At 59.9% G+C, this 14,620-nt stretch carries 9 protein-coding genes; 3 read left to right on the top strand and 6 right to left on the bottom strand.

Annotated features, from left to right (window positions below):
* Positions 1 to 49 precede the first annotated feature (49 nt).
* The gene (gene cbbR, locus DT23_RS10740) at positions 50 to 982 is read left to right on the top strand and encodes a LysR family regulator CbbR (protein ID WP_240473589.1); all 933 of its coding nucleotides are present in this window, start codon (positions 50 to 52) and stop codon (positions 980 to 982) included.
* Between the two features lie 118 nt (positions 983 to 1,100).
* On the opposite strand, the gene DT23_RS10745 is transcribed toward cbbR, so the two are convergent.
* The 6 genes from DT23_RS10745 to DT23_RS10770 all read right to left on the bottom strand — a co-directional run bounded on the left by DT23_RS10745 (position 1,101) and on the right by DT23_RS10770 (position 12,110).
* On the bottom strand, positions 1,101 to 2,726 hold the full coding sequence (locus DT23_RS10745; RefSeq protein WP_038131086.1) for an alpha-D-glucose phosphate-specific phosphoglucomutase: 1,626 nt from the start codon (positions 2,724 to 2,726) through the stop codon (positions 1,101 to 1,103).
* Positions 2,723 to 4,741 (bottom strand): glycogen debranching protein GlgX, encoded by a 2,019-nt coding sequence (gene glgX / locus DT23_RS10750; protein WP_038131088.1) that lies wholly within the window; start codon positions 4,739 to 4,741, stop codon positions 2,723 to 2,725. The genes DT23_RS10745 and glgX overlap by 4 nt, the downstream gene beginning before the upstream one ends.
* A complete protein-coding gene (gene glgA, locus DT23_RS10755) occupies positions 4,731 to 6,158 on the bottom strand; it encodes a glycogen synthase GlgA (protein WP_156023920.1) in 1,428 nt (475 codons plus the stop codon). Before glgA ends, glgX begins: the two co-directional genes overlap by 11 nt.
* An 81-nt stretch (positions 6,159 to 6,239) precedes the next feature.
* Positions 6,240 to 7,511: a glucose-1-phosphate adenylyltransferase gene (glgC, locus tag DT23_RS10760; protein WP_038131090.1), complete on the bottom strand. Its 1,272-nt coding sequence runs from the start codon at positions 7,509 to 7,511 to the stop codon at positions 6,240 to 6,242.
* Positions 7,512 to 7,533: 22 nt separating this feature from the next.
* Positions 7,534 to 9,681: a 1,4-alpha-glucan branching protein GlgB gene (gene glgB / locus DT23_RS10765; RefSeq protein ID WP_038131092.1), complete on the bottom strand. Its 2,148-nt coding sequence runs from the start codon at positions 9,679 to 9,681 to the stop codon at positions 7,534 to 7,536.
* A gap of 32 nt (positions 9,682 to 9,713) precedes the next feature.
* On the bottom strand, positions 9,714 to 12,110 hold the full coding sequence (locus DT23_RS10770) for a glycogen/starch/alpha-glucan phosphorylase (RefSeq protein WP_038131093.1): 2,397 nt from the start codon (positions 12,108 to 12,110) through the stop codon (positions 9,714 to 9,716).
* Positions 12,111 to 12,271: 161 nt separating this feature from the next.
* On the opposite strand from DT23_RS10770, the gene DT23_RS10775 reads away from it, so the two are divergent.
* Complete coding sequence (locus DT23_RS10775) at positions 12,272 to 13,861, top strand: alpha-amylase family glycosyl hydrolase (RefSeq protein WP_038131094.1); 1,590 nt, start codon at positions 12,272 to 12,274, stop codon at positions 13,859 to 13,861.
* A gap of 64 nt (positions 13,862 to 13,925) precedes the next feature.
* On the top strand, positions 13,926 to 14,620 hold a 695-nt coding region (locus DT23_RS10780), incomplete at its 3' end, for a PfkB family carbohydrate kinase (RefSeq protein WP_038131160.1).

The following is a 14,620-nucleotide window of genomic DNA, read 5'->3' on the forward strand; positions in this document are numbered from 1 at the left end:
GTGGTTTTATGAAATTTAAATAATCAGAAATCGCTTTAAGGAAACTTTAATGCCGATGCGGATGAATGCCCTCACATTAAAGCAATTGCGCGCGCTGGATGCGGTGGCCAAAGGCGGGTCGCTGACGGCGGCTGGTGAGGCGCTTGGCTTGACGACTCCGGCAATTCATACGCAAATCAAAGGCTTGGAAGAGGCGTTGCAGATGAAGCTAATCCAGCGGGCCGTTGATGGCGCGGGATCAGAACTGACAGAGGCAGGCCACGCACTGCGCGAAACGGCGCTGCGGATTGAGGACAGTTTGTCGCAGGCCGAGGCCAATCTGCGCGCGATTCAGCGTGGTCAGGTCGGCAGATTGACGCTTGGCGTGGTCTCGACGGGGAAATATTTCGCGCCCAGATTGGTCAAATTGATGCAAGACGCGCATCCCGAAATCGAGCTGTCGCTGAAGATCGGTAACCGGACGGAAATCCTGCAAGGGTTGGAGCGCGGCTCGTTCGATATCGTCGTGATGGGGCGGCCACCACGTCAGCCCGAGGTGATCGCAGAGCCGCTGGGGGATCATCCGCACGGGCTAATCGCGCCGCCGGGTCATCCGCTGATCGGTCATGCCAGCGATCTGGATATGCTGTTTGCGCAGCGCTTCATTTCGCGAGAGCAAGGCTCAGGCACGCGCATTTTGATGTCGCGCTGGTTGGATCGGGTTGGCGACGGGCGGATCTATGACACGCTTGAAATGGATAGCAACGAGACGATCAAGCAAGCCGTGATGGCCGGGCTTGGCGTCGCGTTTCTCAGCCTGCATACGGTGACGGATGAGATCGACACCGGGCGTCTGGTGCAGCTCAACGCGCCGGGGCTGCCGCTGATGCGACATTGGTTTCTTGTGCGTCCGGTAAAAGAGCGTCCGCGCGATCTGACTTTACGGATCTGGGATGAGATCATCGGCCTCAGTGGAAAGTTCTTGCCGATGCCAATACGGTAGATCTACACCAAAACAATGGCTTAGCTGGCTTTCTTGATGCGTTATGGTTACATAATACCGATTATAGGATTATGTGATACCCAGTTTTGGAAGACACTCGGCACCCCAATTTGCAGTTTTACGTAATCACATTTGGCTCCGCGCGCCCTGTGCGCTCGCGAATGCCCACAATCGCCTCGGTGGCCTTGATGATCGGCGCCAGCGCCTCTTGTGGGTCGTGTTCCAGCCCGTCCGGCCCCGGCGCGTAGCGTTCTAGATAGACGCGTAAGGTCGCGCCCTCGGTGCCCGTACCCGACAAACGCAGCACGACGCGCGAGCCTCCTTCAAACAAGATGCGAAACCCTTGGCCCGTCGAGATCGAGCCATCGACGGGATCGGTGTAGGAAAACTCGTCGGCACTCTCGACGCTAAGCCCCTCGAATTGCGCCCCTTTCAAACCATCCAGACGCGTGCGCAGATCACCCAGCATCGCCTCCGCCTGATCGATCGGCAGCGCCTCGTAATCATGGCGCGAATAGTAATTGCGCCCGAACCGCGCCCAGTGATCTTGCAAAATTTCGGCCACGCTCATCTGGCGCACGGCAAGGATATTGAGCCACATCAGCACCGCCCAAAGCCCGTCCTTCTCACGCACATGATCAGAGCCGGTGCCAAAGCTCTCCTCACCGCATAGGCTGACACGTCCGGCATCCATCAGATTGCCGAAAAACTTCCAACCCGTTGGTGTTTCATAACAATCCAGCCCCATTTCAGCCGCCACACGGTCCACTGCAGCCGATGTTGGCATGGATCTTGCGACGCCTTTTAACCCCGATTTATAGCCCGGAACCAGATGTGCATTGGCCGCCAGAACGGCCAGACTATCGGACGGCGACACATAGATCCCCGCGCCCAGAACCATATTGCGATCGCCATCGCCATCAGACGCTGCGCCGAAATCAGGTGCATCCGCGCCCATCATTTCCGCCATCAATTCATGCGCCCAGGTCGGGTTGGGATCGGGATGCATTCCGCCGAAATCGGGCAGCGGCGTGGCATGGGTAACGGTACCCGCAGGCGCGCCCAAGCGGCGCTCGAAAATCTCGACAGCATAAGGCCCGGTGATCGCGCACATCGAATCCATGCGCATCCGAAATCCGGCATTAAACATGGCCCGCAATGCGTTGAAATCGAACAAACTCTCCATCATGTCGGCATAGGCTTCGACCGGGTCCGCCACCTCGACAACCATCGTGCCAAGCTGAGCCTCACCGACAGTCGTCAGATCAGGATCGCTCGCATCCAGACAAAGATATTCCGTGATGTACTGAGTGCGCGCATAGATAGCCGCGGTCACCGATTCCGGCGCAGGGCCGCCATTGCCCATGTTGTATTTAACACCGAAATCCTCATCCGGACCGCCGGGGTTGTGGCTTGCCGACAAGATGATGCCGCCCATCGCGCTGCGTGCGCGGATCAGATGCGAGGCCGCCGGAGTTGACAGCCACGCGCCCTGCCCCACGATCACCCGCCGCGCGCCGTTCGCCGCCGCCATCTTGAGGATCGTACGCGCCGCCGCGTCCCCGAAAAAGCGCCCGTCGCCGCCCAGAACCAAGGTCTGTCCCGCAATGCCGCCAATCGCGTCAAATGTCGCTTGCACGAAATTCTCAAGGTAGCGCGGCTGCATGAACACGCGGGTTTTCTTGCGCAAACCAGAGGTGCCGGGTTTCTGTCCCTCAAAGGGCGTCGTGGCGTGGCGGGTCATGATGGCTCCTGCGGTAGCGATTGGATGAAAACTTGCAGCGATTGCGCGGCAAGGCAAGTTGAAGCGTCGGTCATGGGCAAAGCTGCGCCATCGGGATCGGCGCTATCCAGCACACGCTCCCACGCGCCTGCGGGCAGATGCGCCTCACAAGCGCCGCCTGCGTTGAATATCAGATAGGCGGCGCGATCGCCTGCCTCCTCGGCTGGACCTTCGGCGGCACCGCGAATTTCCACGCCAATGCAGCGCAGATCGGGATTGCCCCAATCGTGAGGCATGGGTTCATCGCCCGAACACAGCCGCCAGATCATGTCTCGCATCCCGTCTTGTGCGCGCGTCAATGCGTGCAAGAACCGACGCTGGCGCAGCACTGGATAGGCGGTGCGCAGCGCGATCAGCCGCGCGGTAAACGCGATCAGCGCCTCATCGGCATTGGGCCAATGGAGCCAGCCAATCGGGTTGTCCTGCGCATAGGCGTTGTTGTTGCCGCCCTGCGAATTGCCAAATTCATCGCCCGCCAGCAGCATTGGCACACCTTGGCTCAGGATCAGCGTGGCAAGTAACGCACGTTTGCGCGCATCCTGTGCGCCGCGATCTGGCAACGCCTGCGAGAAGTTCGCATTATGGCCATCGCGATTGCCTTCGCCATTCGCCTCGTTGTGCTTTTCGTTATAACTTACAAGGTCTTGCAAGGTGAACCCATCATGCGCCGTGATGAAATTCACCGAGGCGCTCGCGCAGCGCCCGTCATGGTCAAACACTTCAGCCGAGCCCGCAACCCGGCGCGCCAGATCACCCGCCATGCAGCTATCGCCACGCCAAAACCGGCGCGTATCATCGCGAAAGCGGTCATTCCACTCGGTGAACGGATGGGGAAACCCGCCCAAGAAATAGCCTCCGGGGCCGATATCCCACGGCTCAGCAATCAGCTTGACCTTGCTCAGCACCGGATCTTGCGCGATGGCACTTAGGAACGGCGCATTTGCCTCAACCGCGCCGCTTGCGCCACGCGCCAAAGTGGCCGCGAGATCAAAGCGAAACCCGTCCACGCCCATCTCCAGGACCCAATGGCGCAGGCAATCCATCACAAGGCGCAGCGCAAGCGGATTGGACAGATCCAGCGTGTTTCCCGTGCCCGTCTCGTTAATATACGCGCCGCGATCCCCAAGACGGTAATAGCTGGCATTGTCGATCCCGCGCAGCGACAGCAAGGGGCCGCGTGCATCGCCCTCACCGGTGTGGTTGAACACCACATCAAGGATCACCTCGATCCCGACGTTATGAAACCGGCGCACCATGTCGCGAAATTCTCCGCGCGGATCGGGGCCGCCATAGCGCGGCTCAGGGGCGAAAAACCCAATCGGCTGATAGCCCCAATAATTGCGCAAATCCTTTTCCACGAGGAACTTGTCATCAAGAAAGGCGCAGGTCGGCAGCAGTTCAATCGCGGTGACGCCAAGCCTGCCCAGATGCGCCAGGACGGGATCGCTCGCCAGCCCCGCCCAAGTGCCGCGCAAGGCCTCGGGGATATCGGGATGCAGCATGCTCAGACCCTTTGGGTGGGCCTCGTAAATGACGCTATCACGCCAGCGATGGGCCGGGCGCTGCCACTCGGGAAGCTGCGTTTCGCACACCACCGATTTCGCCATATCGGTTGCAGAATCCTGCGCATCCGGATTGGATTTCCCTTGCGCCAGAGTGGGTTGCCAGATCACAGGCTGATCCAAGGCCCGCGCGTATGGATCAATCAACAGCTTGGCGGGGTTAAAGCGATGCCCCGATTCAGGCGCCCAAGGCCCGTGCACACGATAGCCATAACGCGCCCCTGCCTCAAGCCCCGGCACAAACCCGTGCCAAATCGCGCCCGAGCGTCCTGGCAGGCGCAATTGCACCTCGCCATCAGGCGTAAACAGGCACAGATCGACCGCCTCGGAATGCTGTGACGCCAGCGCAAAATTCACGCCTTCGCTGGTCAGCGTGGCCCCCAGCGTATCTGCACAGCCCACCTCAATCTGCATTGGAAATCAACGTATCATAAAGCGCAGCATACAGGCTAGCCGAGCGCTCCCATCCCCAATCAAGCTTCATCGCGCGCGCCACCATCGCCCGCCAAACTGCGCGATCTTCATAAAGCGACACCAGTTTCATCAACCCCTGCTCCAGAGCCAGCGCATCGACGGGATGAAACACAACGCCTGTCGCCGCCTTGGCCGCCATCGTCGCAGGCGTTGCACCCACCACCGTATCGGCCAATCCGCCGACCGCCGCGACCACCGGCAAACAGCCATAGCGCAGCCCGTAAAGCTGGGTCAGCCCGCAAGGTTCAAACCGCGAGGGTACCAGCACCGCGTCACCCCCGGCAAACATGCGATGGCTCTGCACCTCATCATAGCCGATCTTGACGCCCACCTGAGAGGGATAGCGCGTGGCAAGATCAAGCATTGCCGCCTCGGCCCAGCGATCCCCGGACCCCAAAACCGCCAAGCCCCCGCCTGCCGCAAGGAACGGTTCAATCGCGGGGGCGATCAGATCAATGCCCTTTTGATCGGTCAAACGAGAGATCAAAATCGCCAACGGGCCTTTGACATTTAGGTTAAATTCATCTTGTAAGGCTTTGCGATTATTGCCTTTATCCGCAATTTTCTTGACTGAGAACGGGCTGATATGCGGGTCCGTTTCCGGGTTCCATGCCGCGCCATCAATGCCATTCAGGATGCCATGCAAGTCACGCGCGCGCAGTTGCAAAACGCCCTCTAACCCCATGCCAAATTCAGGGCGCATCAGCTCATCGGCATAGCGCGGGCTGACCGTCGTGATCGCATCCGCCGCCATCAGCCCCGCCTTGAGCGTTGAGATATCGCCCCAATACTCAACACCGTCGCGCTGGAAATCGGCCTGTGTCAGGCCCAACGCCTCCAGCTTGGTGCGCGCAAACCGTCCTTGAAACGCGATATTATGCACCGTGATCACTGTAGGAACACCGGTGCCGCGCAGATACCACGGCACCAGCCCGGTCTGCCAATCATGCGCATGCACGATCTCGGGTTTCCAACCCGCCACCCCTTTGCGCGCCACCTCCGCTGCGACATAGCTCAGCGCGGCAAAGCGTTCGCCGTTATCGACAAAATCAACCCCGGCATCCGAATACGGCCCGCCCGCGCGATCAAACAGATGGGGCGCATCCAGCGCCAAAACGATTATCACACCGACTTTGCCCTGCATCAGCCGCGCAGGCGCGCCGAACAGATCGGGGCTTTTCCAAACCGCTTTCGCCGCTTTCAGGGATTTCAAAACACCGCGATAGGCCGGGATCATCACCCGCATCTCCCAGCCCTGCCCGGCCAGCGCCCGCGGCAGCGCGCCCACCACATCCGCAAGCCCACCCGTCTTGATCAGCGGCACCGCTTCAGAGGCGACGGAAAGAACCTTGCGCATTTTGCCCATTTCATCTGGCCTCAAATACTCTCGGGGGGCGGCGACAGCCGCGGAGGCAGACAGCCCAGCCCCCTCCCAAATCTAATCCAGCGCCGCCGCGCGTTTATCAAGCATCGGCTGGGTGATCAGCACAACGCCCCCTTCGGTGCGACGAAACCACTTTGCATCCTCGTCTGGGTCTTCACCCACGACCAGGCCTTTGGGAATTTGCACACCGCGATCAATCACGCAATGGCTAAGCCGTGCATTGCGGCCAATATCGACATAGGGCAGCACAACTGCTTGATCAAGCGCAGAAAAACTATGCGCACGCACGCCGGTATACAGCAGCGAATGGCGCACCTCGGACCCCGAGACGATACAATCGCCTGACACCAGCGAGGACACCGCAGAGCCGCGCCGCCCATCCTCGTCATGGATGAATTTCGCGGGCGGCACGATCTCGGCATAGGTCCAGATCGGCCATTCGTTGTCATACAAGTCCAGCTTGGGCGTGAAATCGGTGAGGTCGATATTGGCCTGCCAGAACGCATCCACCGTGCCGACATCGCGCCAATAGGGTTCGGTCTCCAGCCCCGAAGTCACGCAGCTATCGCTGAACTTATGCGCCATCGCCTTGCCGTGTTTGACGATATGGGGGATCAGATCATGGCCGAAATCATGGCTGGAATTCGTGTCTTCCATATCGCGGCGCAGCAGGTCGCGCAGGAAATCCCAGTTGAAAATATAGATCCCCATCGAGGCAAGGCTGTGATCGGGATCGCCCGGCATGCCCGGCGGGTTTTTGGGTTTTTCAAGAAACTCGGTCACCTGCCCGCTTTTGTCGATCGCCATCACGCCAAAGGCCGTCGCCTCGTCGCGCGGCACGGTCAGGCAGCCGATGGTGACATCGGCCTTATTGTCGACATGCTCGCGCAGCATGATTTCATAATCCATCTTGTAGATGTGGTCACCGGCAAGAATGACGACGAATTTCACGCCGTAATCATCAATAATATCAATGTTTTGCGCCACCGCGTCGGCGGTTCCCAGATACCAGCGGCTATCGGTGACGCGCTGGCTTGCGGGCAGGATATCAAGATATTCATTGCGCTCGGCGCGGAAAAAGTTCCAGCCGCGCTGGACGTGGCGGATCAGCGAATGCGCCTTGTATTGCGTCGCAATCGCCATCTTGCGAATGCCGGAATTGAGCGCATTTGACAGCGCAAAGTCAATGATCCGCGTTTTGCCGCCGAAATAAACCGCCGGTTTGGCGCGCCTGTCGGTCAGCTCTTTCAAACGACTCCCGCGCCCGCCTGCCAGAACAAAGGCCATCGCCTGCGCGCTGAGACGTGTATTGGGTTGTGGTAGCATTCTCTCCCCTCCCTCAAAGCGCTCAACCGGGCGTGAACATCACGACCGAGAGTGGCGGCAAATAAACTTCGGCACTGTATTGTCGGTTCGAATGGGGCTGCGACTGGGAGGTGATATAGCCCAGATTACCCCAGTTTTCGCCGCCGTAATGGGCCGAATTGGTGTTCATGAACTCGACCCATTCGCCCCCTTGCGGCAGGCCAATGCGGTAAGTGCGATCTATCGGCGTCAGATTGGCGACGACGACGACCGGGGGCACACCGGGCGCGCGGCGCTCAAACACGAAAACCGAGTTTTCCGCGTCATCCGCCTCGATCCACGCGAAGCCTTGCGGGTCGCAATCCCCCCAATGCAGCGCCGGCATTTCGCGATACAAGCGGTTGAGATCGCGCACCAAATTGCGCAGGCCCGCATGACGCGGATCATCAAGCAGATACCAATCCAGCTCGCGTTCATGGCTCCATTCCGACCACTGGCCGAATTCCTGCCCCATGAACAACAGCTTCTTGCCCGGATGCGCCCATTGAAACGCGTAAAAGGCGCGCAGGTTGGCGTATTTTTCGTGCTCGTCGCCGGGCATTTTGCCGAGCATCGAGCCCTTGCCATGCACCACCTCGTCATGGCTGATCGGTAGGATGAAGTTCTCGCTGTAAGTATATGAAGATGCAAAGGTAAGTTCGTTGTGGTGAAACTTGCGATGCACCGGCTCGCGCGCGAAATAGCGCAGGGTGTCGTTCATCCAGCCCATGTTCCACTTATAGCCAAAGCCAAGCCCGCCCTCATGCACGGGGCGCGTCACACCGGGAAAGGCGGTGCTTTCCTCGGCCACGGTCATGATCCCTTCGGCCCCGCCATAGGACGCCGCATTCATCGCCTTTAGGAATTCAATCGCCTCAAGGTTTTCGCGCCCGCCATCCTTATTGGGTATCCATTCGCCGGGCTCACGGGAATAATCACGATAGAGCATCGAGGCCACAGCATCCACGCGCAGCCCGTCGAGGTGATATTCCTCTAGCCAGAACAACGCGTTGGCGAGCAGAAAGTTCGACACCTCGCGCCGCCCGTAATTGTAAATCAGCGTGTTCCAGTCCTGATGAAACCCCTCTCTCGGATCGGCGTGTTCATACAGCGCCGTGCCATCGAATTTCTGCAACCCGTGTGCGTCGGTCGGAAAATGACCGGGCACCCAGTCAAGGATCACGCCCACACCACGGCGATGCGCGGCATCGACCAGCTCGGCAAACTCCTCGGGGCGGCCATGGCGGATCGTGGGGGCATAGAGCCCGATCGGCTGATATCCCCACGAGCCGTCAAAGGGAAACTCGGTGATCGGCAGCAGCTCGATATGGGTGAAGCCTAGGTCGCAAACGTAATCAATCAGCTTCTCGGCCAGCTCGTGATAGCTCAGCGGGCGACCGCCTTCATCCCAAACCCGCACCCATGATCCAAGATGGACCTCATAAATGGAAATCGGCGCGTGGCGTTCCTGACGCGCGGCACGGTGTTTCAGCCATGCCCCATCCCCGAAATGATGCAGCCCCAGCTTGCGCACGACCGAGGCCTGCGCGGGCGGGTGTTCAGCCCCAAACCCCAGCGGGTCGGCTTTGAGCGGCAAGAGCCGCCCGTCGCCATCGAGCAATTCGTATTTGTAAATCGCGCCCTCATGCAGACCGGGCACGAAAATCTCCCACACTCCGGTTTCGCCCAAGCGGCGCATCTGATGCCGTCGGCCATCCCAAAAGTTGAAATCGCCCACGACGGACACGCGCCGCGCATTGGGCGCCCAAAGCGCGAAATGCACCCCCTCAACGCCCTGATGCGTGATCGCATGTGCGCCAAGTTTCTCCCAAAGCCGCTTATGCGTGCCCTCACCGATCAGATATTTGTCCATCTCCCCCAGCACGGGTGGAAAGCTGTAGGGATCGTCGAAATCCCACATCGCGTCGTCATTGCTGGCGCGCAGCCGGTAAGGGCCGTTATCCCATTTGCTCGCGAAAACCTCGGGGATGATCTCGGTCAGCTCTTCTTCGCGCTTGCCCACGGCCCAGACCCGTTTCGCGCCCGGCACAAAGGCGACCAAACGCCCGTCATGCACGCCTAACACCGAGAACGGATCGGGGTGGAGCCCTTCGGTCAAGGCTTCGGCGGTTGCGCGATCAATCAGTGCCATGTCGCTCCTTCAACCGGGGCGCGCACGCCTGCCTATAGGGCAGATGTCGTGTCCCAGATATCCCTCATATAGCCCGCAATCGCACGGTCGGACGAAAAGAACCCCATCCGCGCCGTATTCAGGGCCGCCATCTTTGCCCAGCTTGCGCGATCACCGAAGGCTACGTCCACCTCTTTCTGAGAGGACCGGTAGGACTCAAAGTCCGAGGCGACGAGGAAATAATCGCTGTTCCACATATTATGGACCAGATCGTGATAGCGCTCGGGCTCGTCTGGCGAAAAGCGCCCCTCGGCAATCATCTGCAAAACATCCTGCAAAACCGGGCTTTCCAAGATCGCGTGGCGCGCATGTTCGGGGTCGCGGCGGCGCTCCATCACCTCATCTGCGGTCAGACCAAAGAGGAAAAAGTTCTCCGCCCCCACCTGTTCACGAATTTCCACATTCGCACCGTCCAGCGTGCCAATCGTCAACGCACCATTGAGCGCGAATTTCATATTCCCCGTCCCCGAGGCTTCCTTACCCGCGGTCGAGATCTGTTCCGATAGATCCGCCGCCGGAATCAGACGTTCGGCCATCGAGACGTTGTAATTGGCCGGATAGACGATTTTCAGGCGATCCCCGATCAGCGGGTCGTTGTTGATGACCTCGGCCACGTCCTTGATCAGCCGGATGATCTGCTTGGCCGCGTAATAGCCCGGTGCCGCCTTGCCGCCGAAGATCTTGACGCGGGGTTGGTAATCGGCCTGCGGGTTCTCGCGCATCTCGTGCCACTCGCTGATCGTCTGCAAGATGTTCATCAACTGCCGTTTGTATTCGTGCAAGCGCTTGACCTGAATGTCAAAAATCGCATCGGGGTTGAGCGTGATCCCTTCGCTTTGCGCAATCCACGCGGCCAGATGTTCCTTATTGGTGCGTTTGGCGGCCATGAATTTATCAAGGAACGCCGAATCCTCGATATGGGGTTCCAGTTCGCGCAGCCGGTCGAGATCGCCCTCCCAGCCCTCGCCGATCGTGTCGATGATCAGATGCGACAGCGCGGGGTTGGCCATGCGCAGCCAGCGGCGCGGGGTGATGCCGTTGGTTTGGTTAATGATGCGACCGGGATGCAGCTTGTTCAGCTCGGGAAACAGGTTCTTCTTGATCAGCTCGGTGTGCAGCGCCGACACCCCGTTCACCTTATGCGAGGTGATAAAGGCCAGCTCGCCCATGCGCACCTCTTGATGCTTGACGATGCCCACGAAATGGGGCCGGTTCGGGTGGTTGCGCCGATGCCAGCTATCAATCTTTTCGATGATCTGCATATGGCGCGGCAGCACCGTGCCCATCAGATAGGTCGCCCAATGCTCCAGCGCCTCGGGCAGCAGGGTGTGGTTGGTGTAGCCCAGACATTGCACAGCCGTCTCAATGGCGTGTTCGAACTCCATCCCGTGCACATCGCTCAGCAGACGGATCAGTTCCGGCCCGGCAATCGCGGGATGCGTGTCGTTCATCTGGATCGCGACATGCTTGGGCAAGGCTTCCAGCGACAGGTCCGCAGCAAGATGGCGGCGCAGGATGTCTTGCAGCGCGGCGGCGGTCAGGAAATACTCCTGCTTGAGGCGCAATTCCTTGCCCGCATAGGTCGTGTCATCGGGATAAAGCACCCGGCTCAGCGTGCGCGCCAAGGCCTCGGGTTCAGCCGCCGCAGCATAGTCACCATGGTTAAAGCGCGCGAGATCGAACATCTCGGTGGGCTTGGCCGACCATAGGCGCAACGTGTTGGCCCATTTGCCCTGCCAGCCGATCACCGGCATGTCATAGGCCTCGGCGAGCACGGTTTCGCCGGGCACCCAATGGGGCTTGCCGTCTACCGTTTCGACATACCCCTTGAAGCCGATTTCATACGCACTTTCGGGGCGCTCGAATTCCCAAGGATGGCGCTGTTTCAGCCAATCTTCGGGCGTCTCGACCTGCTGCCCGCCCTCAAAGCGCTGCTTGAACAACCCGTGCTCATAGCGGATGCCATAGCCGTAACCCGGACAGCCAAGGCTTGCCATGCTTTCCATATAGCACGCCGCCAGCCGCCCCAACCCGCCATTGCCAAGCGCGGCATCGGGTTCGTTTTCGATGACCTCATACCAATCCAGCCCCAAGCCCTCGATCGCGCTGCGACAGGTCGCGCGCAACCCCAGATTGATCGCGGCATCTTCCAGCATCCGCCCGCTCAGAAATTCCATCGACAGGTAATAGACGCGCTTGCGCCCCTGATCCCAAGTCTTGCGGGTCGCTGCAAACCAAGGCTCTACCACGCGATCGCGCAGCGCCAGGCTGAGCGCCATGCGCCAGTCATAGATCGAGGCGTGTTTGGCATCCTTGCCCATCGAATAGGTGACATGATGCAAAATCTTGTCGCGCAGTGACTCGGCGGTCGGCGTTGGAGTGTTGGTCACGGGCGAAGCCTCCGAAAGCTGTGATCTCGATTGATTGATGGGCACCCGCGCCAATAAGGTCAAGCGATGGGAGAATACCCCCTCTATAACGGTTGCCGTTTGCGCTAACAAACCTAAACTTGGCGAAAGAACAGGCAAACCCGAAACGGCAGGAGCGTGATATGAACAAGGAATGGTGGCGCGGCGCGGTGATTTACCAGATTTACCCCCGCAGCTTTCAAGACGATTCAGGGGACGGGATCGGCGATCTGGCGGGCATCACGCGCCGCCTTGATCATGTCGCGAGCCTTGGCGTCGATGTGATCTGGCTGTCGCCGATCTTTACCTCGCCGATGGCCGATATGGGCTATGACGTGGCAAATTACCGCGACATTGATCCGCAATTTGGCACTTTGGCCGATTTCGACGCGCTGGTGGCGCGCGCCCATGAGCTGGGGTTGAAGGTGATCATTGATCAGGTGATCTCGCACAGCTCGGATCAGCATCCGTGGTTCAAAGACTCTAAAAAGGGCGGCGCCAAGGCCGATTGGTATGTCTGGGCCGATCCCAAACCCGACGGCTCTCCGCCCAATAACTGGCAATCGGTTTTCGGCGGCTCGTCGTGGGAATACGCGCCTGAACGGGGCCAGTATTACCTGCATAACTTCCTGATTTCACAGCCAGATCTGAACCTGCATAATCCGGCGGTGCAGGATGAGTTGCTCGATGTGCTGCGCTTTTGGCTGGAGCGCGGCGTTGACGGGTTCCGCCTTGATACGGTAAACTACTATTTCCACGACCCCGAGTTGCGCGATAACCCCGCGATGACGCCCGACGGTGATCGTTGGCCGCCGCTGTCGACCTATGACATGCAAGATCACGCGTTTGACAAGAACCGCCCCGAGAATCTGGCGTTTCTGGAACGCATGCGCGCGGTGCTGGATGAGTTCGAGGCGCGCACGCTGGTCGGCGAGGTCGGCGAGGCCCCCCATCGCGCGCTTGGCATCATGGAGGAATACACCTCGGGCACCAACCGGCTGCACATGGCCTATAGTTTCGACATGCTCGGGCCGAAATTCACGCCCGAGCATTTCCGCTCGAAGATCGAGGGTTTCTTTAACGGTGCGCCCGATGGTTGGCCAAGCTGGTCGTTCTCCAACCATGACGTGCAGCGCCATGTGACCCGCTGGGCAAAGTTTGGCACGCCCGAGAGGATCGCGAAACTGGCGATCTCGATGCTGGTGTCGTTTCAGGGCACGATCGGGATTTATCAGGGCGAAGAGCTGGGTCAGAGCGAAACGGATCTGGAGTATAGCGAGTTGACCGACCCGCCCGGTCTTCGGTTCTGGCCCGAAAACAAGGGGCGCGACGGGTGTCGCACGCCGATGGTCTGGGACGAAACCGCCAATGCCGGGTTCTCAACCGTCAAGCCGTGGCTGCCGGTGAAAGCGCCACAAGCGGCCCGCGCCGTCAGCCTGCAAGAGGGTGATCCCGACAGCGTGCTGGCCCATTACCGCGCCGCGATCGCCTTTCGCAAAGGCTCGGCGGCGCTGTCAGACGGGCGTAGCGTCTTTCTCGATCTGCCCGATCCGATCCTTGGCTTCACGCGCATCTCACCCGAGCAAAACCTCACCTGCCTGTTCAATCTCGGCCCCGATCCGGTGACGATTGACGCCCCCGCAGGCCGCCTGATCGGACCCACGCAAGCCGCCACACTCACGGGCGGCAAGCTGACGCTAGGGCCGAATGCTGCCGCATGGCTTCAAAGCTGAAAATCGGGGGGCGTTTGCAAAAGCGCCCCCTTGCGCCCTGCCCCGTCTCGGGCCACCAAGGGGCATGCGTGAATCACCCCCTGACATCTTGTGTATCGGCTCGGTCCTGTGGGACATAATCGGGCGCAGTTCGCTGCATATGCATCTTGGCTCGGACGTGCCCGGCCGGATCGAGCGCCTGCCCGGTGGTGTTGCAATGAACATCGCGATGACCCTGCGCCGTTTTGGTCTGCGCCCGGCGATTTTGACCGCGCTGGGGCGTGACAGCCAAGGCAATGACCTGATCGAAACGTCGCGGGTTCTGGGCGTGGATTGCGACTATCTTTATCGCTCTGATGACCTGCCCACCGACCGCTATATGGCGATTGAGGGGGGCAATGGGCTGATCGCGGCGATTGCGGATGCCCATAGTCTTGAGGCCGCGGGCGACAAGATTTTGATGCCGCTTAGCGATGGTCGGCTTGGCTCGCTTGAGGCCCCGTGGGAAGGTCCGGTCGCGCTGGATGGCAACCTCACCGAGGCGCTTCTGTCGCAAATTGCAAGCTCACCGCTATTTGCGAAATCCGACCTGCGCGTTGCCCCTGCCAGCCCCGGCAAGGCCGAACGCCTGACGCCGCTTTTGGCCCATCCGCGCGCCACGCTTTACGTCAATCTCGAAGAGGCCGGCATTCTGTGCCAGCGCAATTTCAAAAGCGCGTATGAGGCCGCTCAGGGCCTGCTGGATCGCGGCGCGCGCCGCGTTCTGGTGACCGATGGCGG

This window comes from Thioclava indica (genome assembly GCF_000714545.1).
GTDB classification, from domain to species: Bacteria; Pseudomonadota; Alphaproteobacteria; order Rhodobacterales; family Rhodobacteraceae; genus Thioclava; species Thioclava indica.

Coding starts and splice junctions, on each gene's coding strand:
- glgC (WP_038131090.1), bottom strand. CDS start 7,511: ATGCTACCACAACCCAATACACGTCTCAGCGCGCAGGCGATGGCCTTT.
- DT23_RS10775 (WP_038131094.1), top strand. CDS start 12,272: ATGAACAAGGAATGGTGGCGCGGCGCGGTGATTTACCAGATTTACCCC.
- glgA (WP_156023920.1), bottom strand. CDS start 6,158: ATGCGCAAGGTTCTTTCCGTCGCCTCTGAAGCGGTGCCGCTGATCAAG.
- DT23_RS10745 (WP_038131086.1), bottom strand. CDS start 2,726: ATGACCCGCCACGCCACGACGCCCTTTGAGGGACAGAAACCCGGCACC.
- cbbR (WP_240473589.1), top strand. CDS start 50: ATGCCGATGCGGATGAATGCCCTCACATTAAAGCAATTGCGCGCGCTG.
- glgB (WP_038131092.1), bottom strand. CDS start 9,681: ATGGCACTGATTGATCGCGCAACCGCCGAAGCCTTGACCGAAGGGCTC.
- glgX (WP_038131088.1), bottom strand. CDS start 4,741: ATGCAGATTGAGGTGGGCTGTGCAGATACGCTGGGGGCCACGCTGACC.